Origin of the sequence: Streptomyces abikoensis (assembly GCF_014648775.1) — a bacterium.
Taxonomy (GTDB): Bacteria; Actinomycetota; Actinomycetes; order Streptomycetales; family Streptomycetaceae; genus Streptomyces; species Streptomyces abikoensis.
Map to the genome: position 1 here is coordinate 1 of NZ_BMRT01000006.1, position 24,989 is coordinate 24,989.

At 73.0% G+C, this 24,989-nt stretch carries 22 protein-coding genes; 11 read left to right on the plus strand and 11 right to left on the minus strand.

The window, feature by feature from the left end; translation table 11 throughout:
• Positions 1-82: 82 nt before the first annotated feature.
• Positions 83-256, minus strand: coding sequence for a hypothetical protein (locus IE096_RS19835; RefSeq protein WP_189453632.1), 174 nt, complete (start codon positions 254-256; stop codon positions 83-85).
• Positions 257-424: 168 nt separating this feature from the next.
• Between IE096_RS19835 and IE096_RS19840 the strand changes: the two genes are divergently transcribed.
• From IE096_RS19840 to IE096_RS19865, 6 genes are all read left to right on the plus strand, one after another.
• Positions 425-1,366: a DUF4232 domain-containing protein gene (locus tag IE096_RS19840; protein ID WP_189453633.1), complete on the plus strand. Its 942-nt coding sequence runs from the start codon at positions 425-427 to the stop codon at positions 1,364-1,366.
• Positions 1,367-1,536: 170 nt separating this feature from the next.
• Complete coding sequence (locus IE096_RS19845) at positions 1,537-2,025, plus strand: ribonuclease FAU-1 family protein (RefSeq protein WP_189453635.1); 489 nt, start codon at positions 1,537-1,539, stop codon at positions 2,023-2,025.
• A gap of 4 nt (positions 2,026-2,029) precedes the next feature.
• Positions 2,030-3,559 (plus strand): carboxyl transferase domain-containing protein, encoded by a 1,530-nt coding sequence (locus tag IE096_RS19850; protein ID WP_189453637.1) that lies wholly within the window; start codon positions 2,030-2,032, stop codon positions 3,557-3,559.
• Positions 3,560-3,651: 92 nt separating this feature from the next.
• A complete protein-coding gene (gene asnB, locus IE096_RS19855; RefSeq protein WP_189453639.1) occupies positions 3,652-5,529 on the plus strand; it encodes an asparagine synthase (glutamine-hydrolyzing) in 1,878 nt (625 codons plus the stop codon).
• 71 nt (positions 5,530-5,600) lie between these two features.
• Complete coding sequence (locus tag IE096_RS19860) at positions 5,601-5,975, plus strand: GntR family transcriptional regulator (protein ID WP_189453641.1); 375 nt, start codon at positions 5,601-5,603, stop codon at positions 5,973-5,975.
• 169 nt (positions 5,976-6,144) lie between these two features.
• On the plus strand, positions 6,145-6,561 hold the full coding sequence (locus IE096_RS19865) for a hypothetical protein (RefSeq protein ID WP_229820406.1): 417 nt from the start codon (positions 6,145-6,147) through the stop codon (positions 6,559-6,561).
• A 10-nt stretch (positions 6,562-6,571) separates the two neighbouring features.
• Here IE096_RS19865 and IE096_RS19870 read toward each other — a convergent pair whose 3' ends face one another.
• The 4 genes from IE096_RS19870 to IE096_RS19885 all read right to left on the minus strand — a co-directional run bounded on the left by IE096_RS19870 (position 6,572) and on the right by IE096_RS19885 (position 12,283).
• Positions 6,572-6,916: a hypothetical protein gene (locus IE096_RS19870; protein ID WP_229820408.1), complete on the minus strand. Its 345-nt coding sequence runs from the start codon at positions 6,914-6,916 to the stop codon at positions 6,572-6,574.
• Positions 6,917-7,043: 127 nt separating this feature from the next.
• Positions 7,044-7,439, minus strand: coding sequence for a hypothetical protein (locus tag IE096_RS19875; protein ID WP_189453645.1), 396 nt, complete (start codon positions 7,437-7,439; stop codon positions 7,044-7,046).
• Between the two features lie 90 nt (positions 7,440-7,529).
• Positions 7,530-10,859, minus strand: a complete 3,330-nt coding sequence (locus tag IE096_RS19880) for an ALF repeat-containing protein (protein ID WP_189453647.1) — start codon at positions 10,857-10,859, stop codon at positions 7,530-7,532.
• 302 nt (positions 10,860-11,161) lie between these two features.
• Positions 11,162-12,283: a DUF5925 domain-containing protein gene (locus IE096_RS19885; RefSeq protein ID WP_189453649.1), complete on the minus strand. Its 1,122-nt coding sequence runs from the start codon at positions 12,281-12,283 to the stop codon at positions 11,162-11,164.
• A gap of 113 nt (positions 12,284-12,396) precedes the next feature.
• Here IE096_RS19885 and IE096_RS19890 point away from each other — a divergent pair, with 113 nt between their 5' ends.
• The 4 genes from IE096_RS19890 (at position 12,397) to IE096_RS19905 (ending at position 15,421) form a co-directional block, all read left to right on the plus strand.
• Positions 12,397-13,791 (plus strand): GH39 family glycosyl hydrolase, encoded by a 1,395-nt coding sequence (locus IE096_RS19890; RefSeq protein ID WP_189453651.1) that lies wholly within the window; start codon positions 12,397-12,399, stop codon positions 13,789-13,791.
• 67 nt (positions 13,792-13,858) lie between these two features.
• Positions 13,859-14,116, plus strand: coding sequence for a hypothetical protein (locus IE096_RS19895; RefSeq protein ID WP_189453652.1), 258 nt, complete (start codon positions 13,859-13,861; stop codon positions 14,114-14,116).
• Entirely contained in the window at positions 14,116-14,742 is a 627-nt protein-coding gene (locus IE096_RS19900; protein WP_189453654.1) for a hypothetical protein, read from the plus strand. Before IE096_RS19895 ends, IE096_RS19900 begins: the two co-directional genes overlap by 1 nt.
• A 40-nt stretch (positions 14,743-14,782) precedes the next feature.
• Positions 14,783-15,421 carry a hypothetical protein gene (locus IE096_RS19905; RefSeq protein WP_189453656.1) on the plus strand — a complete coding sequence of 213 codons (639 nt, stop codon included), beginning with the start codon at positions 14,783-14,785 and terminating at the stop codon, positions 15,419-15,421.
• A 28-nt stretch (positions 15,422-15,449) separates the two neighbouring features.
• Here IE096_RS19905 and IE096_RS19910 read toward each other — a convergent pair whose 3' ends face one another.
• From IE096_RS19910 to IE096_RS19935, 6 genes are all read right to left on the minus strand, one after another.
• A complete protein-coding gene (locus IE096_RS19910; protein ID WP_189453658.1) occupies positions 15,450-19,106 on the minus strand; it encodes a lipopolysaccharide biosynthesis protein in 3,657 nt (1,218 codons plus the stop codon).
• Positions 19,099-19,956 carry a polysaccharide deacetylase family protein gene (locus IE096_RS19915; RefSeq protein ID WP_189453660.1) on the minus strand — a complete coding sequence of 286 codons (858 nt, stop codon included), beginning with the start codon at positions 19,954-19,956 and terminating at the stop codon, positions 19,099-19,101. Before IE096_RS19915 ends, IE096_RS19910 begins: the two co-directional genes overlap by 8 nt.
• Complete coding sequence (locus tag IE096_RS19920) at positions 19,953-21,086, minus strand: glycosyltransferase family 2 protein (protein ID WP_189453662.1); 1,134 nt, start codon at positions 21,084-21,086, stop codon at positions 19,953-19,955. The genes IE096_RS19915 and IE096_RS19920 overlap by 4 nt, the downstream gene beginning before the upstream one ends.
• Complete coding sequence (locus IE096_RS19925; protein ID WP_189453664.1) at positions 21,083-21,904, minus strand: glycosyltransferase family 2 protein; 822 nt, start codon at positions 21,902-21,904, stop codon at positions 21,083-21,085. The genes IE096_RS19920 and IE096_RS19925 overlap by 4 nt, the downstream gene beginning before the upstream one ends.
• A 371-nt stretch (positions 21,905-22,275) precedes the next feature.
• On the minus strand, positions 22,276-23,406 hold the full coding sequence (locus IE096_RS19930) for a GNAT family N-acetyltransferase (protein ID WP_189453666.1): 1,131 nt from the start codon (positions 23,404-23,406) through the stop codon (positions 22,276-22,278).
• Position 23,407: 1 nt separating this feature from the next.
• Positions 23,408-23,881, minus strand: coding sequence for a hypothetical protein (locus IE096_RS19935; protein WP_189453667.1), 474 nt, complete (start codon positions 23,879-23,881; stop codon positions 23,408-23,410).
• 301 nt (positions 23,882-24,182) lie between these two features.
• Between IE096_RS19935 and IE096_RS19940 the strand changes: the two genes are divergently transcribed.
• Positions 24,183-24,986 carry an SGNH/GDSL hydrolase family protein gene (locus tag IE096_RS19940; RefSeq protein ID WP_189453669.1) on the plus strand — a complete coding sequence of 268 codons (804 nt, stop codon included), beginning with the start codon at positions 24,183-24,185 and terminating at the stop codon, positions 24,984-24,986.
• Positions 24,987-24,989: the final 3 nt, after the last annotated feature.

A 24,989-nucleotide genomic window follows, 5' to 3' on the forward strand; every position in this document is an offset into this window, starting at 1 on the left:
AGTTCCAGTACACGGATCCGGACCGGATGCCCGAGCATCCGGAAGAACTCGGCCTTCGCCTGGTACAGCGGAACCGGCGCCCTCATGACCGCTCGTCCTCCGTGTCCACGCTGTGCGCCTCGGCGATACGCAGCGCGTCCTCCAGCTCCTCCTCCGCCACGGCCGCCGCGTACACGTCCCCGGCCTCCCTCGCGGCATCGAGAGCCGACCGCGCCTCGCGCACCCGAATCCGCGCCGCCTCGACGAACCCGCCCACTCAGACCTCCACGCCCGACACGTCTTGACCTTTACGGCAACTGGTGAATTGAAGAACTCTTCAAGTCTACCCCGCAGGGGCTCCGGGCCGTCCGTGCTCGGCGCAGGCCGTGGCTACACGTCCTCGGGCCGCTTGCCCACATGGTCCGGTGCTTGATGGGGTGGCCGGATGCGTATACGTATCACCACGCCTTGCGTCGTATCCGCCGTTTTCGCGAGCGCCGTGCTCATGACGGCGTGCGGATCGGAGAGCGCCCGTCCGGAAGGCGCCCGTCCGGACGGCGGCGGCGAGGGACGGACCGCCACGCCCAGCGGCACCGAGAAGGACGGCGTCAGGATCACCGGCAGCATCGGCAGTAGTGGACAGTCGGCCTCGGCCGACTTCGAGGTCACCAACCGCGACACCGAACCGTTCACGTACACCATCACCTTCGAGGTCCTCTCCGACTCCGGCGGGGTGATGGCGAACGAGCGACAGACGGTGTTCTCGGTCGGCCCCGGCCGGACCGTGAAGGACACCGTCCGCACGAACACCCCGGGGCGGGTACGGGTCGGCAAGGTCCGGCGCGTCCCCTCGGCCGAAGCGCCGGACGGGACCGGCGCGTGCCCTCCTGCCGGGGTCCGCGTCACGGCCGACGAGGGCGACGCCGCCATGGGCCTCCGCGTCGTGGGACTTCACCTGGAGAACTGCGGGACCCGCCCTTACACCGTCGAGGGTTACCCGCTCCTCGGGCTGCTGGACGAGGACAGGAAACCGGTCTCCGGCATCGGGATCCTGCACGGCAGCGGTGATATCGCCACCATGAAGGCTTTCGACGAGCCGCCTCGGCCGGTGGTCCTGAAGCCGGGCGAGACCGCGTCCGCCGGCCTGATGTGGCGCAACACCACCGGCGCCGGCGACGCTGTGAACGTCCCTTACGTGAGGGTCGAGGCCAAGCCCGGGGCTCAGCCGATGACGGTGGTGCCGGAACTCGACCTCGGCACCACGGGAAAGCTCGGCGTCGGCCCGTGGAAGAAGGACACACCCCAGCGGGAGGGCGCCAGGCCCCTCGCCCTGGTCGTGGACGCGGCCAACGGAGGCGGTGCCTCGTCCCAGAGCAGGGCCGCGTAGTCGCTGAAGCGGCGCACCCCGCAGTTGCCGCACGTCGTGACGCCGCGCGTCTCGCTCCGGCTCTCCGCCGGGTGGCGCGCAGAAGCGCAGGCTCACGCCTGGGCGGCGTTCACCAGGGCCCTCCGGTAATTCACTGGCGCCCAGCCGGCGGCCCGGGAGACGCTGCGATCATGAACACAACCGTTTCCCTCCTCAAGACAGGCCGCATCAAGGTGCGTTATCCGGCGGAGGTCGTGGCCGACGACGGCACGCACGTCGTCGTAAAGGCGGCCTGGGCCGGAACGTCCGCCCGGGACTTCGGGTTCGTCCGCTTCGAAGAGGGTGACGTCTTCACCGAGCACTACTGGCGCGACCGCTGGTACGCCGTCAAGGAGGTGCGGGACGGCGGCGGGACGCTCAAGGGGTGGTACTGCGACGTCACCCGCCCGGCCGTCGTCGGGCCGGACGGGATCGTCGTCGAGGACCTGGACCTCGACCTGTGGGTCTCGGCCGACGAGGCCACCGTCCTCCGCCTCGACGAGGACGAGTTCGCCGCCAGTGGGCTGGCGGAGCGGGATCCCGGTGCGGCCGAAGCCGCCCTCCGGGCGCTGGACGAGCTGGAGGGCCTGGCCAAGGCGGGTTTGCTCACAGACCTGCCCGGGGGCGCCGTGGCAGGGTGAGGCCATGACCGAGCACAGCAGACCCGCCCCCGTCCCCGCCCTCGACCTCATCCTGGCCGTCGTCGACCCCGGCAGCTGGCGCAGTTGGGACCGGCCCGTCCCGCTGGCCACGCGGGACGCCGACTACCGCGCCGATCTGCTCGCCGCGCGGGAGCGGACCGGGCTCGACGAGTCCGTCGTCACCGGCGAGGGGACGATAAAGGGTCGCCGGGTGGCGCTGGTGGCCTGTGAGTTCCGCTTCCTGGGCGGGTCGATCGGGGTGGACGCGGGGGAGCGGCTGGTCCGGGCCGTGGAGCGGGCGACGGAGGAGGGGCTGCCGCTGCTGGCGGCGCCGGCCTCGGGCGGCACCCGGATGCAGGAGGGCACGATCGCCTTCCTCCAGATGGTGAAGGTCGCCGCCGCGATCACCGACCACAAGGCCGCCGGGCTGCCCTACCTCGTCCATCTGCGGCACCCCACGACCGGCGGCGTGCTGGCCTCCTGGGGCTCGCTCGGCCATCTCACCGCCGCCGAACCGGGCGCCCTCATCGGCTTCCTGGGCCCGCGCGTCCACGAGGCGCTGTACGGCGAGGAGTTCCCGCCGGGCGTCCAGGTCGCCGAGAACCTGCTGGCGAACGGGCTGGTGGACGCGGTGCTCCCGGCCGGGAGCCTGGCGGAGGTCGCCGCGCGGGCGCTGTCCGTGCTGTGCGCGGACGGGACCGCGGACGCCACGACGGAAGCCGATGTCCCGGAGGCGCCCGCCCCGGCCGTCGCGCCCTCCGCCGAGGAGTCCATCCGCGCCTCACGCCGCCCCGGGCGGCCCGGCGTACGGGAGTTCCTGAAGGCGGCCGCCACCGACGTCACCCTGCTCAGCGGCACGGGCGCGGGGGAGCGCGACCCGGGGCTGCTGCTGGCGCTGGCCCGCGTCGGCGGCACCCCGTGCGTCGTGCTCGGGCACGACCGGGGCAGCCGCCCCGACCACCACGCCGGCCAGGCGCTCGGGCCCGCCGGGCTGCGGGCCGCCCGGCGCGGGATGCGGATCGCGGCGGAACTGGACCTTCCGTTGCTCACGGTGGTGGACACCGCCGGGGCCGCGCTCTCCCGCGAGGCGGAGGAGGGCGGGCTCGCCGGGGAGATCGCCCGCTGTCTCGCCGACCTGGTGAACCTGCCCGCGCCGACGCTGTGCCTGCTGCTGGGCCAGGGGGCCGGCGGCGCGGCCCTCGCCCTGCTGCCGGCGGACCGGGTGGTGGCGGCCCGGCACGCCTGGCTCTCCCCGCTGCCGCCCGAGGGCGCCTCGGCGATCCTCTACCGCACCACGGACCGGGCGTACGAGATCGCCGGACGGCAGGGCGTGCGCTCCGCCGACCTCCTCGCGAACGAAATCGTGGACCGTATCGTCGAAGAGGCCGCCGAGGACGGGGACTTCCTGGTGACTCTCGGCCGGGTGATCGGAGGGGAGCTGGCCGCTCTCGCGGCGCGTGGCCAGGAGGAGCGGCGCGCCGCGCGACGTGCGCGCTACCGGCGCCTCGGCGCGCCGGGCGGCGCCGCCTCGTAAGGGCGCCCTGCCGCGCCGCGCGTGTACGGGGTTTGACCGTCATAGTTGCCGGATACAACTACCCTCGCATCCAGCGAAAGGGGTACCCGTACATGTGCGGCATCACCGGATGGATCTCCTACGACCAGGACCTCACCACTCCCCGAGCCTCCGCCACCCTCGACGCCATGACCCGGACGATGGCCTGCCGAGGTCCGGACGCCGGCGGCGTCTGGCTGGACACCCACGCCGCCCTGGGCCACCGCCGCCTCGCGGTCATCGACATCGAGGGCGGCAAACAGCCCATGCTCGTCCGGGAAGGCGGCCGGGAGGGTGGTGGTCGCACCCTGCTCGCCCTCACCTACAGCGGCGAGGTCTACAACTACCGCGAATTACGCGCACAGTTGGAGAGCCACGGCCACACATTCCGCACCAGCAGCGACACCGAGGTCGTGCTCCACGCCTACCTCGAATGGGGCGAGGCCTTCACCGAACGCCTCAACGGCATGTACGCCTTCGCCCTGTGGGACCCGCGCGTCGAGGAACTCCTCCTGGTCCGCGACCGCATGGGCATCAAGCCGCTCTACTACCACCCCACCCCCGACGGGGTGCTCTTCGGCTCCGAGCCCAAGGCCATCCTCGCCCACCCCGCCGTCCGGCCCGTCGTCGACGCCGACGGCCTCGCCGAGATGCTGGCCTTCACCAAGACCCCCGGTCACGCCGGTTACCACGGCATGTACGAACTGCGCCCCGGCCACACCGCGCGCGTCCGCCGCCAGGGCCTGACCGTCCGTCCCTACTGGCAGCTGGAGGCCAGGGAGCACACCGACGACACGGACACCACCGTCCGCCACGTCCGCGAGCTGCTCGACGACATCGTCACCCGCCAGCTCATCGCCGACGTGCCGCTGTGCACCCTGCTCTCCGGCGGACTCGACTCCTCCGCCATCACCGCCCTCGCCGCCAAGGGCCTCGCGGAGGGCGGCCACGGACCGGTGCGCTCCTTCTCCGTGGACTTCACCGGCCACACCGAGAACTTCAAGGCCGACCTGCTGCGCCCCACCCCCGACGGCCCCTACGCCCACGCCCTCGCCGAGCACGTCCGCTCCCACCACAGCGACATCGTCCTCGACACGGCCGCCCTGATGGACCGCGCCAACCGCGACGCCATCGTGCGGGCCCGCGACCTGCCCACGGCCGGCTTCGGCGACGGGGACGTCTCGCTCTACCTCCTCTTCAAGGCCATCCGCGAACAGTCCACGGTCGCGCTGTCGGGCGAGTCGGCGGACGAGGTCTTCGGCGGCTACCGCTGGTTCCACGACCCCGAGTGCGTCCAGGCCGACACCTTCCCCTGGCTCACCGCGGGCGTCGCCGACACCTTCTCCGGACCGGCCAGCGGCGGCCGGACCGCGCTCCTCGACAAGAGCCTCCTCGCCAAGCTCGACCTGCCCGGCCACGAGCGGCAGCGCTACCAGGAGGCCCTCGCCGAGGTGCCCCGGCTGCCCGGCGAGAGCGGCCTCCAGCGCCGGATGCGCGAGATCAGCTACCTCCACCTCACGCGCTTCGTCCAGCTCCTGCTCGACCGCAAGGACCGCGCCAGCATGGCCGTCGGCCTCGAAGTACGCGTCCCCTTCTGCGACCACCGGCTCGTCGAGTACGTCTTCAACACCCCCTGGGCCATGAAGACCTTCGACGGCCGCGAGAAGTCCCTGCTGCGCGCCGCCACCCGCGACCTCCTCCCGGACGTCGTCGCCGACCGCGTCAAGAGCCCCTACCCCAGCACCCAGGACCCCCGCTACGCCGATGCCCTGCGCACCGCGCTCGGCGGCCTCCTGGCCGACGAGGACGCGCCCGTACGCCCGTTGCTCGACACCCCGGCCGTCGCCGAGGCGCTGGACGAGCGTGCGGGTGAATCGTTCCGGACGGCCACCGAAGTGGTCCTCAACCTCAACACGTGGCTGACCGAGTACGGCACGGAACTGCGCCTCTGACGGGCCTGCGGCCACGGCGGGCCCGCCTGGCGCACAATGGACCCACCGTAGTTCTCACCAGGAGACCCACCGTGGCCTTGCAGATGACCGTCGACCAGGACGCCGCCGAGCCCCCGTACGAGCAGATCCGGGCCGGCATCGCCGAGCGCGCCCGCGCGGGGGAGCTTCCGGTCGGCTACAAGCTGCCGACCGTCCGCGGCTTCGCCGAGGAGCTGGGCCTGGCGGCGAACACGGTCGCCAAGGCGTACCGGGCGCTGGAGGCGGACGGGGTCATCGAGACCCGGGGGCGGAACGGCACGTTCATCGCCGCCCCCGGTGACACGGCCGCCCGCGAGGCCGCCGCGGCGGCGGTCGCCTTCGCCCAGCGCGCCCACCGGCTGGGGCTGGACCACGACGCGGCACTGGCGGCGGCGGGCGACGCGCTCCGCGCGGTGTACGGGGACTGAGCGGGGGCGGCCGGGCCCGCCCCGGCGGGCCGTGGGCCGTGGGCGGCTGTGGGCCATCCGGCTGAATATGGCCCGTCAGCCCCCGGCATTCTGTGGTTCGCCGGGACGCCGGAGGCCAACCGCAGCACGATACGTCCGGGACCAACGGGCGGACCGGGCAAGGAGCGTCGTGAGAGGAATCGTGCGGGCGGCTACCGTCGCCGGAGCGTGCGGGCTGGTGCTGTCCGGCACCGGGGCCGGCAGTGCGGAGGCGCAGACACAGACCAATCCGGGCTCGCTGCTGTCCGCCGTGGCGGGCGCCGACCTCGGCACCGTCGCCGAGACGGTCTCCGGCGTGGTCTGCAACAACCGGCTGGCCGACTTCCACTACCAGTCGCCGGTGTCCCGGTCGCCGCACCCTTGCATCAACGGTCCCGTCCAGAGCGGGAACAGCGAGAACAGCAACAACTTCATCAATCACGGCAACCCCGTGGACAGCGGGAACATCGAGACCGCCGCCGGCTCCACCAACAGCCTCAACGAGGTCAAGGGTGCGCAGAGCAACAGCGGCAACGACATCTCGCGGGCCCAGCAGGTATTCCCCTAGGGACAGGCCCTCAGTGGGGGTGGCGGCGGCTGCCCCCGACGAGTTGCTGCTGGTGGTTGGAGCTGCCCGCCGCCGCGCCCGTGCCGGAGGAGCCGGAGGTCACGGAGCCGCTGTTGCTCGAGGGGCTGCCGCTGTCGCTGGGATTCCCGTTGATCCGGACGTTCTGCGAGTTGCTGCTGTTGCCGCTGTTGACGGGCCCATTGACACAGGCCCGGGCGCGGCCCTCGCAGGTGAATCCGGCGTGGAAGCGGACGATCGTGTCGCCGTCGGCGCTGAACGGCCCGTCGCCCCAGGCCATGGCGGGCGAGGCCGCGCCCCCGGCCAGGAACAGGCCGGTCAGACCGGCGGTCGCCATTCTCAGAGGACTGATGCTCTTCATTCCGCCTTGCTACCGGCGGCGCCGGTGCGGACCAAGCCCGCACAGCGGGCGGTCACCCTCTCCGACCACCGTATTCACCATGACTGCCTAGTCCGCCGTCGAACTAGTCCACCATCGAGAGCCAGGAGCCGATCAGGGCCACCACGATGATCACGGTGACCGCCTGGAGCTGGGCGCCCTTGGACAGGGCGTTGTCCGGGTCGCTGCCGTGCTCCGCCGCGTACCGGGCCTTCTCCCGGAGCTCCCCGCGGCGCCCGAGGAAACCGAGCGGGAAGCCGACGACGGCCGCCGTGTACAGCGGCAGGGAGACCTCCGCGCTGTGGTGCTTCACCAGCGCGCTCACCGCCACGAGCAGCACCGCGGCGAACGGGGCGACGGCGATCCGGATCCGGTAGCGCCGGTTCGGCATGAGCGGGACGAAGAAGGCCAGGAACGCGAACGTCGCCGCGACGGCGATGGCCCACCAGGCGGTCAGGGGTATGACGGGAGGCTGGGGCATGACTCTTCCTTGACTCTGTGGGGCCCGGCTCGCGCCGGGCCCCACAGTGGTTCTCTTCGGACGGATCGTTCCGCCGGGAGGCCGGTCAGGCTACCAAGTGAACCAGCCGACGACCGGGGAGATCGCCTGCTGTACGGCGTTCACCGCGCGCTCCACCTTGGTGAACTGGGTGATGCCCTTGATGACCGGGACGCCCAGCTTGAGACCGGCGCTGGCGAGGTTGCCCACCCCGCCCAGCGCCATACCGGTCACCGCGCTGATCATGTTCGAGTTGCCGAAGCCGTCCGCGTACCAGGACAGCCCGGCGCTGATGCCACCGGCGATCATCGACGCCGCCCCGAGCACGGGCGTGACGACGACGTCGGCACCCGGGATGAAGGCCGAGATCGCGGCCGCCGTCCCCAGGACCGTGCTCGCGCGGTTCAGCCACTTCGCCCCGCTGCGCGCCCAGCCCTTGCCGTCGTCGCCCTTGTCGCCGGCGTTCTTGCCGTCGCTGGTCGGCGCGGGGGAGGAGCCGTGCTGGTCGTACTTGGGGTCGTTGGAGGGGTCGGTGCCCTTCTTGGCGTTCTCCCGGGCCTGCTCCGCCGCACGGGCGGCCTCGGCGGCCTGCTCCTGACGGCGCTTCTCGATGGCGATGCTGTTCGCCTCGGTCGCGGCCTTGGAGGCGGCGGCGGCGTCCTGGCCGGCCTGGGTGGCCGACTGGCCGGCGCTCGCGGCCGAGGCCTTGGCGCTGGCCGCGGAGTCGACCGCGGCGGCGGCCGAGTTCTCCGCCTGGGTGGCCGAGTAGTTGGCCTGGCGGCTGGCCTGGCGGGCCGTCGCGGCGGCGTTCTTGGCCTTCTCGGCGGACGCGGCAGCGGCGGCTGCCGAGTTGTCGGCCTCCTTGGCCTTGTCACGCGCCTGCTGGGCGTAGTCGTTGGCCTCGGCGGCCGACTTCTTCGCCTTGTCGGCCCACTCGGCGGCCTCCGTGGCCTTGTTCCGGGCGTTGGCGGCCACCTTGGACGCCGTGTAGGCGTTGTCGTTGGCGTCCGCCGCCGCGCTCGCGGCCTTGGCTATCAGCGCCTGGACGGACGCGACGTGGGTGGCCGTGTCCTGGTCCTTCTGCGCGGCCCGGTACTGGACGCGGGCCACGAAGTCGTGCTGCATCCAGGCGGGACCGGCCATCGCGACCTGCGCGGCCGACTGCACGTTGGCGCCGCCGCCACCCATGACGCGGAGCGTCTCGACCCGGTCGTCCTCCATCTGCGCCTGGCGGTAGCCGGTGCTCAGGAAGGTGTACAGGGCCTTGACGCCGCCGTCGCTCAGCGCGGCGCTGCCGGCGTCCTTGACGGCCTTGCCGGCGCCGTTCATCAGCTTGAGGGTCTGGACCCGGTAGTCCTCGATCTGGACGTCGTACGCGCCCTTGGCGAGGAAGTTCTCCGCCGCGTCCGGGTCGGTGCTCTGCAGCGACTTGGCGGCCGCGTCGGCGAGGGCCGGGCCGCCGACCTCGGCGAGGGCGAGCACCTTCTCCCGGTCGTCCTGCCGCTGCGCCTGCTTGAAGTCCGTCCTCGCCCAGGCGACGACGGCCTCGTCGGGGCCGGACAGCGCCGTCTCGGCGGCCGCGCGGGTCCACGACCCGGTGTTGTCCAGCAGGTTGACGGCGGCCTTGCGGCCGAGCTCGGCGGCCGACTTGGTGTCGATGCCGGAGGCGGCGGCCTTCGTCACGAGCTGCTTGGTGTCGTCGTCCATCTGGGCCGACTGGGTCTGCAGCTTCGTGATGAAGTCACGGCCGTCCTGGTCGGCCTTCGCGGCCGCCTTGGCCTCTTCGATGCCGGTCTGGGTGGCCGAGTCGAGCTCCGCCTTCTCGCTCTCGCGGGCGAGCTTCTCGGTCTTCTGCGCCTGCGCGACCGCGTCGGACGCGTCCTTGGCGGCGTCGATGGCGTTGTTGGCGTGCTCGGTCGCCTTGTTGGCCCAGTCCTGGGCCTTGCCCGCCTCGTCCGCCGCCTTGTCGGCAGCGGCGGCGGCCTTCTCCGCGTGGTCGGCGGCACGGTTGGCCGCGTCGTGCGCGTCGTGGGCGGCGGAAGCGGCCTGGGAGGCGAGCGACTGGGCGCGGCCGGCGGCGGCGGTCGCGGTGTTGGCCGCGCTACGGGCCACGTTGGCGGCCTCACGGGCCCGGGCGGCCTGCGCCTGGGCCACACCGGCGGAGGCGCTGGCGTCGGCGGACGCGGCGGCCGCGTCGGCGGCGTTCTGCGCGGCACGGGCGGCGGCGGCGCCGGAGGCCCCGGCCTGGGCGCTGGCGTTGGCCGCGTACTCGGCGGCCGACGCGGCGGTACGGGCGCCCTTGGCCGCGTCGCGGGCGGCCTCGGCGGCCCGGCGCGCGTTACCGGCCTCGGCGGCGTTGCCGGCGGCAGCGGCGGCGGCGTTGTAGGCGCGCGAGGCGGCCTGGCCGGCGGCGGCCGCGGCGGAGGCGGCGGCCTGGGCGGCGCTGGCCGCCGTGCGGGCGGCGGAAACGGCGGTGTTGGACGCCTGGATGGCGGTCCGTGCCGCGGCGGCGGCGCCCTCGGCGGCCTGGGCGGCGCGGTTGGCGGCGTTCCCGGCGTCCTCGAGGCTGTCCTTGGCGGCGGCGGCCTCCTTGGCGGCCTTGAGTGCGGCCTCCTTGGCCTTCGCCGCGGCCTCCTCGGCGCGGGCACCGGCCTCCTTGGCCGCGTCCGTCTCGGCCTTGGCCCGCTTGCCGGCCTGCTCGGCGACCTGCGCCAGCGCGCCGACCGTCGCGCTCTCCTGGTCCCGGCTGCGGGCCAGGTACTGCCCGCGCTCCAGGAACTCCCGGCGGTCGTCGGCCGTGCCCTGCATGGCCCGGTCGCCGAGCTTCTTCACCTCGGGCCCGCCGGCCTGCATGATCTTCAGGACCTGGACCCGGTCGTCCTCCTCCTGGGCCGTGAAACGGCCCTTGGTGAGGAACGCGTCCAGCGCGTCGGAGGAACCGTTGTCGAGGGCCTTCTGGCCCGCGTCGCGGACGGCCTTCTCGCCGTTGTTCATCGCCGTCAGCACGGCGACGCGGCGGTCGTCGTCCAGCGGGTTCTTGTAACCGTTCTTGACGAACGCGTGGATGTCCGCGTCGCTTCCGCTCAGCGCCTTGGACGCGGCATCGCGCACGCCCTTGCCGGACGCGCTGAGCATCTTCAGGACGGCGAACCGCTCGTCCTCGGCCGTCGCCCGGTCCAGCCCCTTCTGGAGGAAGGAGCGAAGGTCCGTCTCCGTGCCGAGCAGCGCCTTGGCCGCCGCGTCCTTGGTGGCCAGTCCGCCCAGCCGATAGGCGTCGACCGCCTGCGCCCGCGCGTCGGCCGGCAGCGGGGGGCCGTCCGGCTCCGCCGGGACGGCCTGGGCCACGGTGGTGCCGAACACCGTCGCGGCCAGCGTCAGGGAGGTGAGGGCGAGAAGTCTCATCGGTCTCTTGCTGGTCATATCCCCTCAAATTCCGCCGGGTTTGGATGACAACCCGTCATGAAGCGACAGATGCCGCCACATCGGCGAGATCGTAGGGGCGGAATGCAGATTCCGGATCTTGTGGGGAAGGGGGTCTCCGGGGTGCCCCAGGGGGCGTCTGGCCAGTCGTGCGCAGGGCGCGCGGCCCTGTTTTTCCGGGCCGCGCGCCCTGCGCACGTGTGCGATCTTTTATGGTTTGTTTACGGGAGTTCGGGGATTTCGATAGACGGTTCCGGAAGAGGAATATCCGGTTCTTGTCCGCCCTACAGATACAGCCCCGCGTCCGCGTCCTGTTGTTGTCCCGGGACCGACGCCGGAACCGTCCCGCGCCGCAGGGCGAAGAGTTCCGCGAGCGTGGCGCCGTTCCGGCCCACGCCCTCCTCGCGGCCCAGCCAGCGGACGGACTCCGTCCGGGTCAGTGGGCCCACCTCGATCCGGGCCAGGCAGCGGCCCGGTCGTACCACCGCCGGGTGGAGCCGCTCCAGGTCCTCGTTGGTGGTGACGCCCACGAGGACGTTGCGGCCCTGGCCCAGCAGACCGTCCGTCAGGTTCAGCAGCCGTGACAGCGCCTGGCCCGCCGCGTGGCGGGCCTCGCCGCGGATCAGCTCGTCGCAGTCCTCCAGGAGCAGCAGCCGCCAGCGGCCGCCGCCCTCCGTGCCGTCGTCCTCGCCGATGGCGATGTCCATCAGGTAGCCCACGTCGTTGAGGAGGCGCTCGGGGTCCAGGACGCAGTCCACCTGGCACCAGTCCCGCCAGGAACGGGCCAGTGTGCGCAGCGCGGACGTCTTGCCCGTGCCGGGCGGGCCGTGGAGCAGGAGGAGGCGGCCCGCGATGTCGTCCGGGGTCACCTTCATGAGGCGGTCCATCGCATCGGCCACCGGGGCGGTGTAGTTGGCGCGGACCTCCTCCCACGTGCCGGCCGAGATGGCGCGGGTCGTGCGGTGCGGGCCACGGCGGGGGGAGAGGTACCAGAAGCCCATGGAGACGTGGTCGGGCGTGGGCTCGGGCTCGTCCTCGGCGTCCGCGACCGCCTGCTTCAGCACCTCCTGGGCCAGCTCGTCGCTGACGGCCGTGACCGTCACGTCGGCGCTGCGCTGCCAGCGCGAGGCCAGCAGCGACCAGCCGTCGCCCTCGGCGAGGACCGCGCCGCGGTCGGCGTCCCGCGCGGAGCGCACCACCCGGGCCCCGGGCGGCAGCAGCGTCGCCCCGGACCGGACCCGCTCCACCGAGTGGCCCCGCGCGTAAGGCTGTTCACCCCGGCCGAACGGGCCGAGGAAGAGGGCGTCCATGACGTCGGCCGGGGAGTCGCTGTCCACCTGGATACCGATGGGCGGTGAATCGGCGGCCGGGGAAAGGGGGCGCTCGGCACTGCGGTCGGCACACATGCGCCCCATGATCCGGCACGGATCACCCCGGCGCACCCGGGTTTTCGCCGGTTCCGCCCCCGCCTGCGCCGAACGCGCCGCAGACCGATTCCGCCCCCGTTACCCTTTCCGTGATGGGACGTCATGGTGGAGGTCGGGCGTTGCAGCGGGCGAGGGGGTGGCGGCCCGGCGGGCCGTCGCGGCGGCGGCGGATCGCCGCGCTGCTCGCGGGCGCGCTCCTCGCCCTGGCCGCCCTGGTCACCGCGAGCGTGGAGGCCTGGCGGTCCGGGGACGGGCCACCGGCCGCGCCCGCCGGCTCGGCGGCCTGGCTGGGCTGGGGCTTCACCCACACCCAGTACAGCGCCGACCTCGGGCAGGACGACGCGAAGGCGACGGCCGAGAAGACCATCGCCCGCGTCCCCCTGCCGCAGAACCAGCACATCATGGGCTGGGGCGTCGACAACCCCGAACCCAGACCCGGCACATACAACTTCGGCGACCTCGACCGGCGCGTGGCGCTGATGCGGAAGACGGGCACCGCGCCCGTGCTCACCCTGTGCTGCGCCCCCGACTGGATGAAGGGCGGCGGGAACCGCACCGACTGGTCGCAGAAGTCCCTGGAGAAGGCCCCCGACCGCGCCCACTACAAGGACTTCGCCGCGCTCGCCGGGAAGATCGCCAAACGGTACCCGGACGTACGGCACTTCATCGTCTGGAACGAGTTCAAGGGCTTCTACGACGATTCCAGGAACCGCTGGGACTACGAGGGGTACACCGAGCTCTACAACCTCGTCTACAAGGCGGTGAAGAAACAGAACAGCAAGGCCCTCGTGGGCGGTCCGTACGTGGTGATGGACAGTGAGGCCCCCGGCACCGGTTCCTACGACTCGAGAGTGAGCGGCGAGTGGGGGTCGGTGGACCAGCGGGCCGTCGACGCCCTGGAGTACTGGACCGAGCACAAGGAGGGGGCGGACTTCGTCGTCGTCGACGGCGCCAGCTACACCCGCACGGGCAGCAGGCCGGTACCCGACGAGTTCCGGGCCACGCGGAAGTTCACCGACGTCACGGAGTGGGTGCGGAAGATCACCGGGCTGCCGGTGTGGTGGGCCGAGTGGTACGTCGAACCCGCCGACGAGAGCGACGCCCGCAAGACCTGGACCGAGCCCCGCCGCGTCGCCGTCCAGGCCACCGCGATGATGCGGATCGCCGAGGCGAACGCCGCCGCGGCGTTCTACTGGAACCCCGAGGAGGAGGGCGCCGACTGCCCCGGCTGCCTCTGGCGCGGCACCCAACTCGCCGACGGCGGCGGGCCGATGCCCATGCTGGACCTGCTGACCCGCTTCGCCGAGGAGTTCCCGCCCGGCACGGGACTGCGCCGCATAGACGTCGGCGGGGCGGACGCGGCCGCGGTGCAGGTGATCGGCGCGGGCAGGACCGTACTCGCCGTCAATAGCCTCGACCGGAAGATCACGGCCCGGGTCGACGGCCAGAACGTCGACTTCGGCCCCTACGAAGTCCGCTGGCTCTGACCCGTTGCCCGGCACCACCCCCAACGGCAACACTGAAGCGGCGTCAACCGAACGAAAGGGAGACCTCATGCCTGAAAACCCGGCTCAGGCGCTGGTCATCGTCGACGCGGAGAACAACTACTACGTCCTGCCCCGGGAGGTCGTCGAGACCGCCAGGGCCGCCCCCGAGGCCACGGAGACCATCCGCGAGCACCTGCGCGACACCGCTCACGTCCCCCTCGCCGACGGGTACTCCTTCGCCGGGGTGCTTCGCCTGCCCCCCGAGCACGAGATGGCCCACTACACCCCCGAGGCCTCCTGGCCGGTGGCCACCACCACCTCGTGATGGCCACCGCCCCCCGGAGCGACGACATCTGTGTCGCCGCCCGATTACCGGGCCCCGCCGACCGGCGGGCCTTCACCACGCGCGGCTGCCTGGCCGTCGAAGGACTCTGGGACGACCGGTGCGCCGCCGCGCTGGCACACGAGGCAGGGCGGCTGCTGCCCCGCGGCCGCCGTGCGGGCCCCGACGGGCCGGAGCGGCCCAGCCGGCAGGCGGTCGCCGCCGACGCCCCCCTGCTGGCCCGGCTCCACCGCGCCCTCGCCCCCCTGGCGCGGGCCCTCGCCGGGCGCCTCCTCGTGCCCACGTGCGCCTGGTACAACTACTACGAACAGCACGACGGCATCTGGCTCCACATCGACATCGACGCCTCCGAACTCGCCCTGCTCACCACGGTGCTGGGCGAAGTCGGCCCGCTGCACCTCCACCCCGCGCTGCGCGGACGCACCCAGGACCAGCTCGACGCCCTCCAACGCGACCCGGACTGGGACCGCCACAGCGGTACCGCCGTCCGCTACCCCCGCCGAGGGGTACTGGCCCAGCTGGGCCGGGCCGTGCCGCACCACCGGCCCGGGCGGCCCCTGGCCCGGCCGGGAGCGGTCGCCGCCCTCCACTACCGCTCACCGTTCTAGCCCCGACCGGTTCTGGTTTTTCCGCACGGAAGAGGCACACGTGACGCACGCCCCGGCCCCCGTCCTCCCGCACCCCGCCCCCGTCACCCCCGCCGCGCGACGGTCCTACGCCGACCACGGCTTCGTCCGCCTCCCCGGACTGTGGGACCGCGCGCTGGCCGACGGGATCGCCCGGGAGGGCCGGGAGCGGTGGCCGCACGCCGAGATCCCCCGGCACGGCCCCCGCACCCCCGTCACCGCGCGCCGGATCACCCGCCGGGGCACCCCCGCCGCGAGCGGCCCGCTGCTGGCCCGGACGCACCTCGCGCTGACGGGCACGGCCCGGGCGCTCACCGGCCGGCTCCTCGTCCCGACCTTCGCCGCCTACGGCTACTACGAGGACGACGACGAGGTGTTCCTCCACATCGACACGGAACAGTGCGACCTGACCCTGCTGACCACGGCCTTCGGGGACGTCGGCCCCCTCCACGTCCACCCCGGCCTGATCGGCAGCACCATGGAGCGGCTCGGCGAGCTGGAGAGCGACCCCGCCTGGGACCGCGCCGGCGGCATCCGCGTCGGCTACCCCGACACGGGCGTGACCGCGCTGAACGGCCACGTCCTGCCCCACCACCGCCCGGGCCGCCCCCGCCCGGGCCTCCACGCGGTGGCAGCCCTGTGCTACCGGTCCCTGTTCTGATCCCGGTTCGATTCCGACGGGGAGGCCGTTACGACAACGTCGCCATCCGCCACACCAGAGACCCCAGTACCACCAGCAGCAGGGGCAGCGCGAACCAGAAGGAGCCCTGAAGCCACCGCAGCTGCCGCACCCCAGGCCCCGCCGCCACCCGCACCAGCTCGCGGACCGTCAGCAACACCAGCAGCCCCGCCGCCGCGAGCGCCCCGGCCACGGTGACGGGCGTCCACGTCACCCGGGGCCCCACCGGGCCGGGCGCCGGCTCGGGGACCTCGCCCGCCGGGCGGTCCTTGAGCTCGTAGAGCACCGCGTCGTCGTTGCCGAACACCCGGCGCAGCTCCGGCCGCCCGTCCAGGGCCCGGCGCAGCCGGGGGTCCCAGTCGGAGGCGTAGCCCGCGCTGAGCTCGAGGTAGTCGGACTGGCCCTTGTTCACCACGAGCAGGGAGCCCGGCCCGGCCTTGCGCAGCGCCTCCACCAGGCCGGAGACGCGGCCGGGGTCGCGCGGGGCGAGCGTGGGCTCGTACCGGACGCGCTCCATGTCGCGCGTCCCCCACGGCAGGGCGGGGGTGACGTTGTCGACCGGGTCGCTGCTGGTCCACAGCAGCCGTACGGTCGGCCGGTCGTGGGCGTGGACGTAGTCCATGGCGGCGACCTCGCCGGGCCGCACCCGCTCGAAGGACTCGTTGCCCCAGCGGGCCACCAGGAACCCCAGGACGAGCACCAGCCCCGCGAGCAGCGCGGCCAGCGCTCCCCGGTGCGCCCGGCGGGGTCCGGCGGCCGGGCGCGGGAAGAGCGCGAGCGCGGCCAGGGCGCAGGCGCCGGGCAGCGCGAACAGGAAGACGCGCAGGGCGACTTCGCCGCCATAGGACTGCATGCCGAAGGCGAGGAACGGCACGCAGGTCAGGAGGAGCAGCGACAGATCGCCGATGCCCGCCCGGCGCCGCCGCCACCAGCCGAGCGCGGCGAGCCCCAGCACCGCGGCCGCCAGCGCGACCCGTACGTAGAGCACCATCTTGTGGGTGGCGCTGCCGCCCTCGATCCGGCCGGAGACGGACGAGGAGAGGTTGCCGCCCAGGGAGCCGAGCCCGCCGAAGAGCTCGTCGAAGTGGCCGGACCAGTACGGCTCCGCCAGGAACCCCACCCACACCGCCAGCATCACCCCGCACAGCAGGGGCAGCCCGGTGGTGGTGAGCCGGCGGGCCAGTACGAGCGCGGTGAGGACGCCGAGCATCACGAACGGCGTGAGCTGGTGGCTGGCGACCGACGCGGCGAACAGGGCGACGACCAGGCCCAGCAGCACCGCGGCCGGGCCCCGGTCGAGGGGCAGGACCTCGCGCTCGCCGGGCAGCAGGCGGCCCCGTAGCTGGCCGGGCCAGCGGAACCACAGCAGCAGCACGGCCACGAACAGCAGATAGAAGAGGTAGTTGAGGGACTGGGGGGAGAAGTAGTCCTGCCCCACCCAGCCGCTCAGGGCGAACAGCCACAGCGCCGCCCACTTCGCCCGCCAGCCCGCCCGTACCACCCGCATCAGCAGCAGCATCGGCGCCAGGCTCACCAGTTGCACCGCCAGGGGCCACCAGCGCAGCACCTCGGTCAGATCGCCCACCCCGCACGCGCGGGCGGCGAACGCGGCCAGGGCGAAGAAGCCCGGCCAGCTCCAGCGGGCGTCCAGGTCGGGCGCGGCCGTGCCGGTGCGGTCGATGTAGTCGAGGAAGCCCAGGTGCTGCCAGGCCGTGGCGAAGCGCGGAGGGCCCTCCAGCAGGGCGGGCACCGCGTGGAGGGACACCACCGTCGCCAGCAGCACCGCCAGCAGCAGCCACCGGCGGCGCTCCGGCAGCCACAGCGCGGCCGCGAAGGCCACCACCAGCAGCCCGGCCCCCAGCAGCGTGGCCACCGGCAGCACGGACACCAGCCCGAAGCCGCCCATGTCGTCGAGGTCGACCCGGCCCACGGCCGTCAGCGGCACCCAGTACAGCGCCAGCGCACAGGCGAGCAGCAGCCCGATCCCGGCCTCCGGCGTACGCAGGCGGGCGCTCAGCCACTCGGCGCCGAAGCCCAGGGGCGGCAGCGGGGCGCTCCCGGGCCTCTCCATGACCGGGAGGCCCTCCGCCGGGCGGACGTCGGGCCGGCGCTCCAGATGGTCTATGTCGAGCCGGACGCCCAGCGGCAGCGTGTCGGGGTCGAGCGCGGACCGCAGCGCCCAGCCGGTGCCGAACCGCCCCTTGACCGGCGCGGCCTCCTCGCCGTGCCGGTCGCCGGGCCCGTCGCCCTGCCGGTCGTCGCGCCGCTCGCCGCGCGGTGCCAGGTCGGCCAGGTCCCCGTCGGGCGCCGGGGGCTCGGCCGCCGTCCGCTCCGCCGCCGGCGCGGCCTTGAGAACGGCGCGCAGCTTCACCGCCGCGATGGAGACGATCACCGTGAGGCTGCAGATCTCCGCCACACCCGCACCCGTCAGCCCCATCCGGGGAAGCAGCAGCAACGTCAGCCCCAGGACCAGCACGCACAACAGGCCCTGGAGATAGGCGAGCCCGGCCGTCCGGCTCTGGGCCCGCAGCACCGCGAAGTACACCTCCATCACCACGCGCAGCGCGGCCCCCACCGCGAACCAGCGCAACAGCGGAGTGGCCGCGTCCGCGTACCCCCGGCCGAAGACGTGGAGGATGTACGGCGCCAGGAGGAACAGCAGCACGCACACCGGCACCATGATCTTGGTCATCCGGCGCAGCGCCGCCCGGCAGTTCTCCGCCAGCCGGGCCGGGTCGTGCGAGCCCTCCACGGTCAGCGAGGCGCCCATGTTGATGGCCAGGAGATTGACCGTGCCGCCGATGGTGGAGGTGACGTAGAAGTACGCGTTGTCGGCGGAGTCGATCTGCGCGGCGACGATCACCGGCACCAGGTAGACCACGGCCAGCGAGAACAGCGAGCCCGTGTAGTCCCCGGCGAGGAAACGGCCGATCTCCCGGGCGGAGACCGGCCGGGCGCTCTCCGCGGTCGCCCTGATGTGGGCGGGCACCAGCCGCCGGAACACCAGCCAGCCCAGCGGCACCACCGACACCGCGATGGAGACCACCCAGGAGACGAACACCCCGGCGACCGGCAGCGCCACCGCCAGCGCCACCAGCAGCGCCAGCTTCACCGCCGAGAAGACCGTGTTGCCCACCGGCACCCAGAACGCGCTGCGCAGCCCGGTCAGCACCCCGTCCTGGAGGGTGAGGAGCGACCACGCCACCACCGCGGCGACGAACCCCAGGCCGGGCAGCCAGCCGTGGAGGAACCGGTAGGACGGCCCCCACAGACCGAGCGAGAGCAGGAAGACGCCCGCCGCCACCGCGACGAACACGGAACTGCCGGCGTAGGTGGCGAGGACGAGCCGTCCCGTGCGCCGCCCGGCGACGGGGATGAACCGGGCCAGGGCCCCGGTCAGGGTGACGGCCGTCAGACCGGCGATGAGCTTCATCGCGGCGATGGCCGCCGAGCCCTGGCCGACCGACTCCTCGGTGTAGTAGTGGGCGGCGACCAGCCAGAAGCCCACGCCGAGGACGGCGCTGATGCCCGTGTTGAGCATCAGCGCGAAGGCGTTGCGGAACAGCGGACTGCTGACGCCCCGCCCGGGCAGCCGCAGTCGCCGGGCTGTCGGCTCCACGGCTCTTTCCTCGGTTCGATCCTCGATCCGGGCGGACGTGTCAGACACGGGCTTCGGTCGCTTTCCTGTTCCTGACGGTGTTCCTGATGGCGCGTTCCGCGGTGAGGTGGTGGCGGCCGGCCCCGACGAGGCCGCGGCCCCTGCGGAGCACGGCGTAGCCCTTGGTCAGTGCCCGGTCCCGGGCGAACAGCCGGCCGATCCCCCGGCCCTCGACGAGCCGTTCGAACTCCTCGATGCCGGTGGAGCGGCGCACGGTCACCCGCTCCAGGGCGTACGGGCCCTGGGCGCGCCGGGCCAGGGCGTTCCCCACGGCGAGCGAGATCCCGAACCCGGCCGCGCGCACGGTATCGCGCACCCGTCGGCTGGAGTAGCCGTAGGGATAGGCGAACGACTCGGGTGGGTGACCCAGTTCGGCCGTGAGTACGTCCCGGCAGTGCCGGATCTCGTACCACAGGGGCTCGTCGCGCAGCTGGTCGAGCTGGGGGTGGGTGTGGCTGTGCCCGCCGATCTCCATGCCCGCCGCGGCCAGTTCGCGGACCTGGTCCCAGCTCAGCATCAGGTCCAGGGCGCCCCCGGTCTCGTGGGCGCCCCGCAGCCAGCCCGTCGAGGCGAACAGGGTGGCGGGGAAGCCGTGTTCGGACAGGACGGGGAGGGCGTAGCGGTGGACGCCCTCGTAGCCGTCGTCGAAGGTGATCAGCAGGGGTCTGGGGGGCAGCGGGCCGCCGCCGCGCCAGGCGGCGGCCAGCCGTGCGGTGGTCACGGGGGTGAAGCCGTGGTCGGCCAGCACCCGCATCTGCTCGGCGAACGCCTCGGGCGACACGGAGAGCCCGTACGCGGCCCGGGCCGGCGCGTGGGCCACCGCGTGATACATCAGAATCGGCACCGGCCCACCACTCATCCGCCGGCCCCCTCGCCCGCGGATCCGCCGTCCGGCGCGGATCCGCCCACCTTCGCCGCCCGGCCGTCCGGTGCTCTGCCGTCCGGCGCCCACCTTCCGCCCGGCGGTGCCTCCAGCTTCGCCACGGCGAAGCTCCCGCCGCCCCCGCGCGCCCTCAGCGTGCCCAGGGCGTAGCCGCCGGCCGCCGCGGCGACGCCGGCGACGATGGCGCCGGCCCGGCCGGCGCCGCCCGGGCGGCCCAGCAGCGCGTCGCGCAGCCCGCGCGCGACGCCGGCCGGCAGGACGCGCGTGGTGTAGCGGCGCTCGCTGGCGAGGCCCTCGCGGGTGCCCACGCTGCGGGCCACCAGGGCCTTGGAGAGGCCCTCGGCGTACGCCCGGGTGCGGAAGTAGCGGAAGCGCTCGCGGGCCGGCGGCACCCGGTGGTGGATCACCGAGCGGTCGTCGATGAGCAGCACCGCGTCCGGCAGCGCCCGGGTGAGCCGGATGCACAGCTCCGTCTCCTCCCCGCCCAGCGGCAGCCGCTGCCCGTCCCGCCCGATACCGCTGGCGAAGCCGCCGACGGCCTCCAGACCGGACCTCCGGAACGAGGCGTTCCCGCCGAGGACGTTGCGGACGGCCACCCGGCCCGGCGGCAGCCCCCGGTAGCTGCAGCCGACCACCCAGTCGAACTCCTCCGGAAACCAGGCGGGGCGGCGGCGGGAGGCCCAGACGGGCTGGGTCCGGCCGCCCACCGCCATCACCCGGGGATCGGCGTAGCCCTCGGCGAAGTGCAGCAGCCAGTCCCGCTCGGCCACCGCGTCGTCGTCGAGGAAGGCGATCACCTCGCCGGCGGCGGCCGCGACCCCGGTGTTGCGGCCCGCCGACAGCCCGCGCGGCCCGGCGTTGGCGAGCACGCGCACCCGCTGGGCGCCCTGCTCCGCCCCCGCGCCGTCGTCGCCGTAGGTCTTGGCCAGCCGGCGCAGCAGCGTGGGGTTGTGGTCGACCACGAGCAGGGTCTCCAGCGCGGGATAGGACTGGTCGCGCACCGAGGCCACCGCGGCGAGGATGTCGCCCCAGCGGTCCTCGGTGTAGACACAGATGACCACCGACACCTCGGGCGCGCCGGTCCGTCCGTCGGGACTTACGCTCAAGACACTTCCCCGCGGTTGGCCGCGGGCGCCAGCGCCAGCGGGCGGCGCCGCCGGGACCGCCGGCCGGTGCCGCGCTCATGGAGGATGACCTTCAGCACGCGGATGCCGTCGCGCACGGCGCGCAGATTGCTCGTGCCGTGTATACGGACGAACTCATGGCTGGGAATCTCCTGGACCCGCAGGCCGGCCTTGACCACTCTGATGTTCATCAGGGTCTCCACCTCGAACCCGGCGCAGTCCAGGGCGATCTCGTCCAGGCAGCGCTTCCAGAACGCGTTGTACCCGTAGCACAGGTCGGTGTACCGGGCACCGAACTTGTAGTTGACCATGGACGTCAGCACCCGGTTGCCCAGCTTGCGGATCAGCGTCATGTCGTCGGTGCCCCCGCCGTTGGCGAAACGGGAGCCCTTGGCGAAATCGGCCCCGCCCACCAGCGCGGAGACATAGCTGACGATCTCCCCGCCGTCGGCCGAGCCGTCGGCGTCGACCATGACGATGATCTCGCCCGTGCAGGCGGCGAAGCCGGTGATCAAGGCGTCGCCCTTGCCCTTGCCCAGCTGCTCGACGACCTTGACGCCCGGATGGAGATCGCGGGCGACGCGGACGGTGTCATCGGTGGAATTGCCGTCGACCAGGACCACTTCGTGAATCCAGTCGGGAAGCGTCTTGAAGACGTAAGGAAGGTTCTCCGCCTCGTTCATGGCGGGAATGACGACGCTCACCGGTGGCGCTATCGCGAAGTGCGAGGTCACCGGCCGGTAGCGGCCGGATGTCTCCGGATCCTCTTCACTGGCCGCCGGCCGAAGGAACGCACTCATGTGTCTTCTTTCCCTCTCGTCCGGTGGACCGCCTGCCCCAGCGGTCCGATCGTGTGTCCGGTTCGAAAAGGGGGTACTCGACCTGGCCCCGAACGGCAGGAAACACCGAACGGAGAGGGCGAGTTGGCAAATACGCCGTGCCGCGCGGCACGCGACTCGGCACAGCGGAACGGCCGAGCGCGGCACCCCCTGCCGCGCCCCGCGCCGGTCACCATCGCGACGCTGTGAAGCCCTCCCCGGAGCCGCTTAGAGAAGATGGGCCGATGCGGGTAGATGTACGACGGTATTGAAGCTTGAGTCCGTATGGCAAGAGGTGGGGCGGAGGCTCCTCCTTTGGTGTTATTTGCGCCTATGCAACCATTCGCAGGGACTTAACTATTGACGCCGTGTCCATGGCGGGCGGTTCCCTGTCCGCCCGCCCGGATCCGTCCCATGCGCCGCAGCAGCCGGTCGGCCTGCTCGAAGAGCTCCGGCCGCGCCAGCACCGAGTTGCGCAGCGCCCGCAGCGGCGCCCGCCGGGCCCGGTAACCCAGCGCCACCGGGTGCCGTCGGGTCACCCAGCCCTCGGAGACGCTGAGCTCGCGGGTCTTGAGCGAGTCCTTGTAGGCCTTGCCGCCCCGCCCCAGGTCCAGATAGGCCAGCCCCTGCGCCGCGGCCCCCTCGGCCATCCGCATGTGGAGTATCAGGCCGGGGGAGTAGCGGGAGAACTCCGGGTCGTAGGCCGGGAACCAGCACGCCAGCACCGTGGACGAGCGCAGCCCGAAGTGGGCCGCGACCGGCCGTCCGGCCGCGTAGAGCACCGACAGCAGCCCGGCGAAGGACTCCGTGCGAGTGTGGAACAGCTGCTCGACGAGATGGGCTATCCACGGGCGCGCGAACCGGTCCGCACGCCCTGTTCTTCGGTACTGCGCCGACTTCCAGCCGGTCAGCACGCGCAGCATCGCCGGGTCGCGCTCGTCGTGGACGTAGCGCACCTCGCCCATGTCCCGGCCGAGCCGGCGTTCCTTGGCGAGCGTGGTGCGCGTGAACTTGGGCGACTGCTTGCGCAGCGCCGCCAGATACCGCTCGTACCCCTGGTCGACGTCGATGACCGGTGAGGCGAAGGAGCCGGACGCCGCCACCTCGAAGGGCTTCTGGCCCTCGATCAGGTGGTCGAACTCCCACAGGGAGAGGCCGCAGGCGAGCAGCAGCTCCCGGGTGTCCCACTGGAAGCCGGGGCGGTGCACCAGCCCCTGGGCGTCCGAGACCCCCAGCCCGATGGCCCGTCCCACCCCCATCGAGGTGCGCTGGAAGGGGAAGAACGCCACCGGTTCGCCCTCCTCCCGTACCACCGCGATCCGGATGCCCCGCCGGCAGCGCCCCACCGCGAGGGCGAACTCCGGAGCGAGGAAAGGATTCGCGAGCTGGGGTGAGCCGTCCTCGACGGCCCGCGCCTGCATCGCCGACCACGCCGCCCGGTCGGCCGCCGTGAGCTCGCCGGGCCGGTACACGCTGATGTCCACGTCACGAAGCCCGACTTCTCGTGGCGCGGCCCCGATGGCGCCGCGCGTGTGCCAGCAGGAACGCGAGGAGCAGGAGGACCCCGCTGACGGCCGCCACCGCGACCACGCCGCCCCGGACCGTCCAGGCGTGCAGCGCGAGCATGGTCTGGGCCACCAGCAGATCGACCGCGACCGCCCCGCCGATGGCCACCACGGCCCGGCTGAGGGGGTCGAGCCCCCGCAGCGGGGCGGCCACGGCGCAGGCGGGCGCCACGATGAGGAAGAACAGGGCGAACGGGGCGCGCAGCGGGGAGGTGACGTCGGCGAGCGCCAGCGCGCCGCCCACCCCCGCGATGGCCGCCGCCACACCCGCCGTTACCGGCAGCCAGTCCCTGGCGGCCGGACCCCCGTCGCGGCCGCTTCCCCCGTCCGTGCCCCCCTTGCCGTCACGTTCCGCCGGGTCGTCCAGTCCGGTGAGATCAGTGAAGCTCTGCATTGGCGACTTTGCCCCCCGAAGCGCCGGATGCCGGGCTTCAATGTCGCGCAATCGGCAAAGGCCCGTCAAGATGTGAAGGCCATGCGAAACAGCCCCCGACGGTCCTGACCGCCACAACCGGAGGCTGTCCGTCAGATGAACAGTGGGCGACGTGGCCCGCCCGCTGGACCGGGCGTCAACTGACCGCCGTCAAGCATGGGTTGACAGTTTCACCGCGATTCCACTTTTGGCATGGACACTTCCAGCGACATGGGGTCGCTGCTACCACGGAGGTGGCAGAAACCCCTGCTAGGGAGGTTCCATGAAACTGTCCCGGTTCGCGGGTGTCCTATCCGCGCTGGCCCTCACCGCCGCCCTCGCCCTCAGCGGGGCCGGCGCCGCGCATTCTGCCGAACGCGCGTCAACCCCCGCCTACACAGCCCTCGGTGACTCGTACTCGTCCGGTCTCGGCGCCGGCGGCTACGACTCCGCCAGCGGTGACTGCAAGCGCAGCACCAGGTCCTACCCGGCCCTCTGGGCCGCCGCCCACAAGCCCTCCAGATTCGACTTCAAGGCCTGTTCCGGCGCCCGTACGGGTGATGTTCTCAGCGGTCAGCTCGGCTCGCTGAGCGGCTCCACCGGGCTCGTCAGCATCACCGTCGGCGGCAACGACGCGGGCTTCTCGGACACCATGAGCACCTGCGTCCTGGGCTCCGACTCCTCCTGTCTGAGCCGCATCGACCAGGCCCGCGCCTACATCCGCGACGAGCTGCCCGACAAGCTCGACGACGTCTACTCCGCCATCAGCGACCGCGCGCCCCACGCCCAGGTCGTCGTCCTCGGCTACCCGCGCTTCTACCACCTCGGCGGCACGTGCCTCGGCCTCAGCGACACCAAGCGCAAGGCCATCAACGGGGCGGCGGACCTCATCAACTCCGTCACCGCCAAACGCGCGGCCGACCACGGCTTCGCCTTCGGCGACGTCACGACCACGTTCACCGGGCACGAGCTGTGCTCGGGCAGCGCGTGGCTGAACAGCGTGACGTTCCCCGTGAACGAGTCGTACCACCCGACGGCGTCGGGCCAGTCACGCGGTTACCTGCCGGTGTTCACGGCGGGGGCGTAAGGG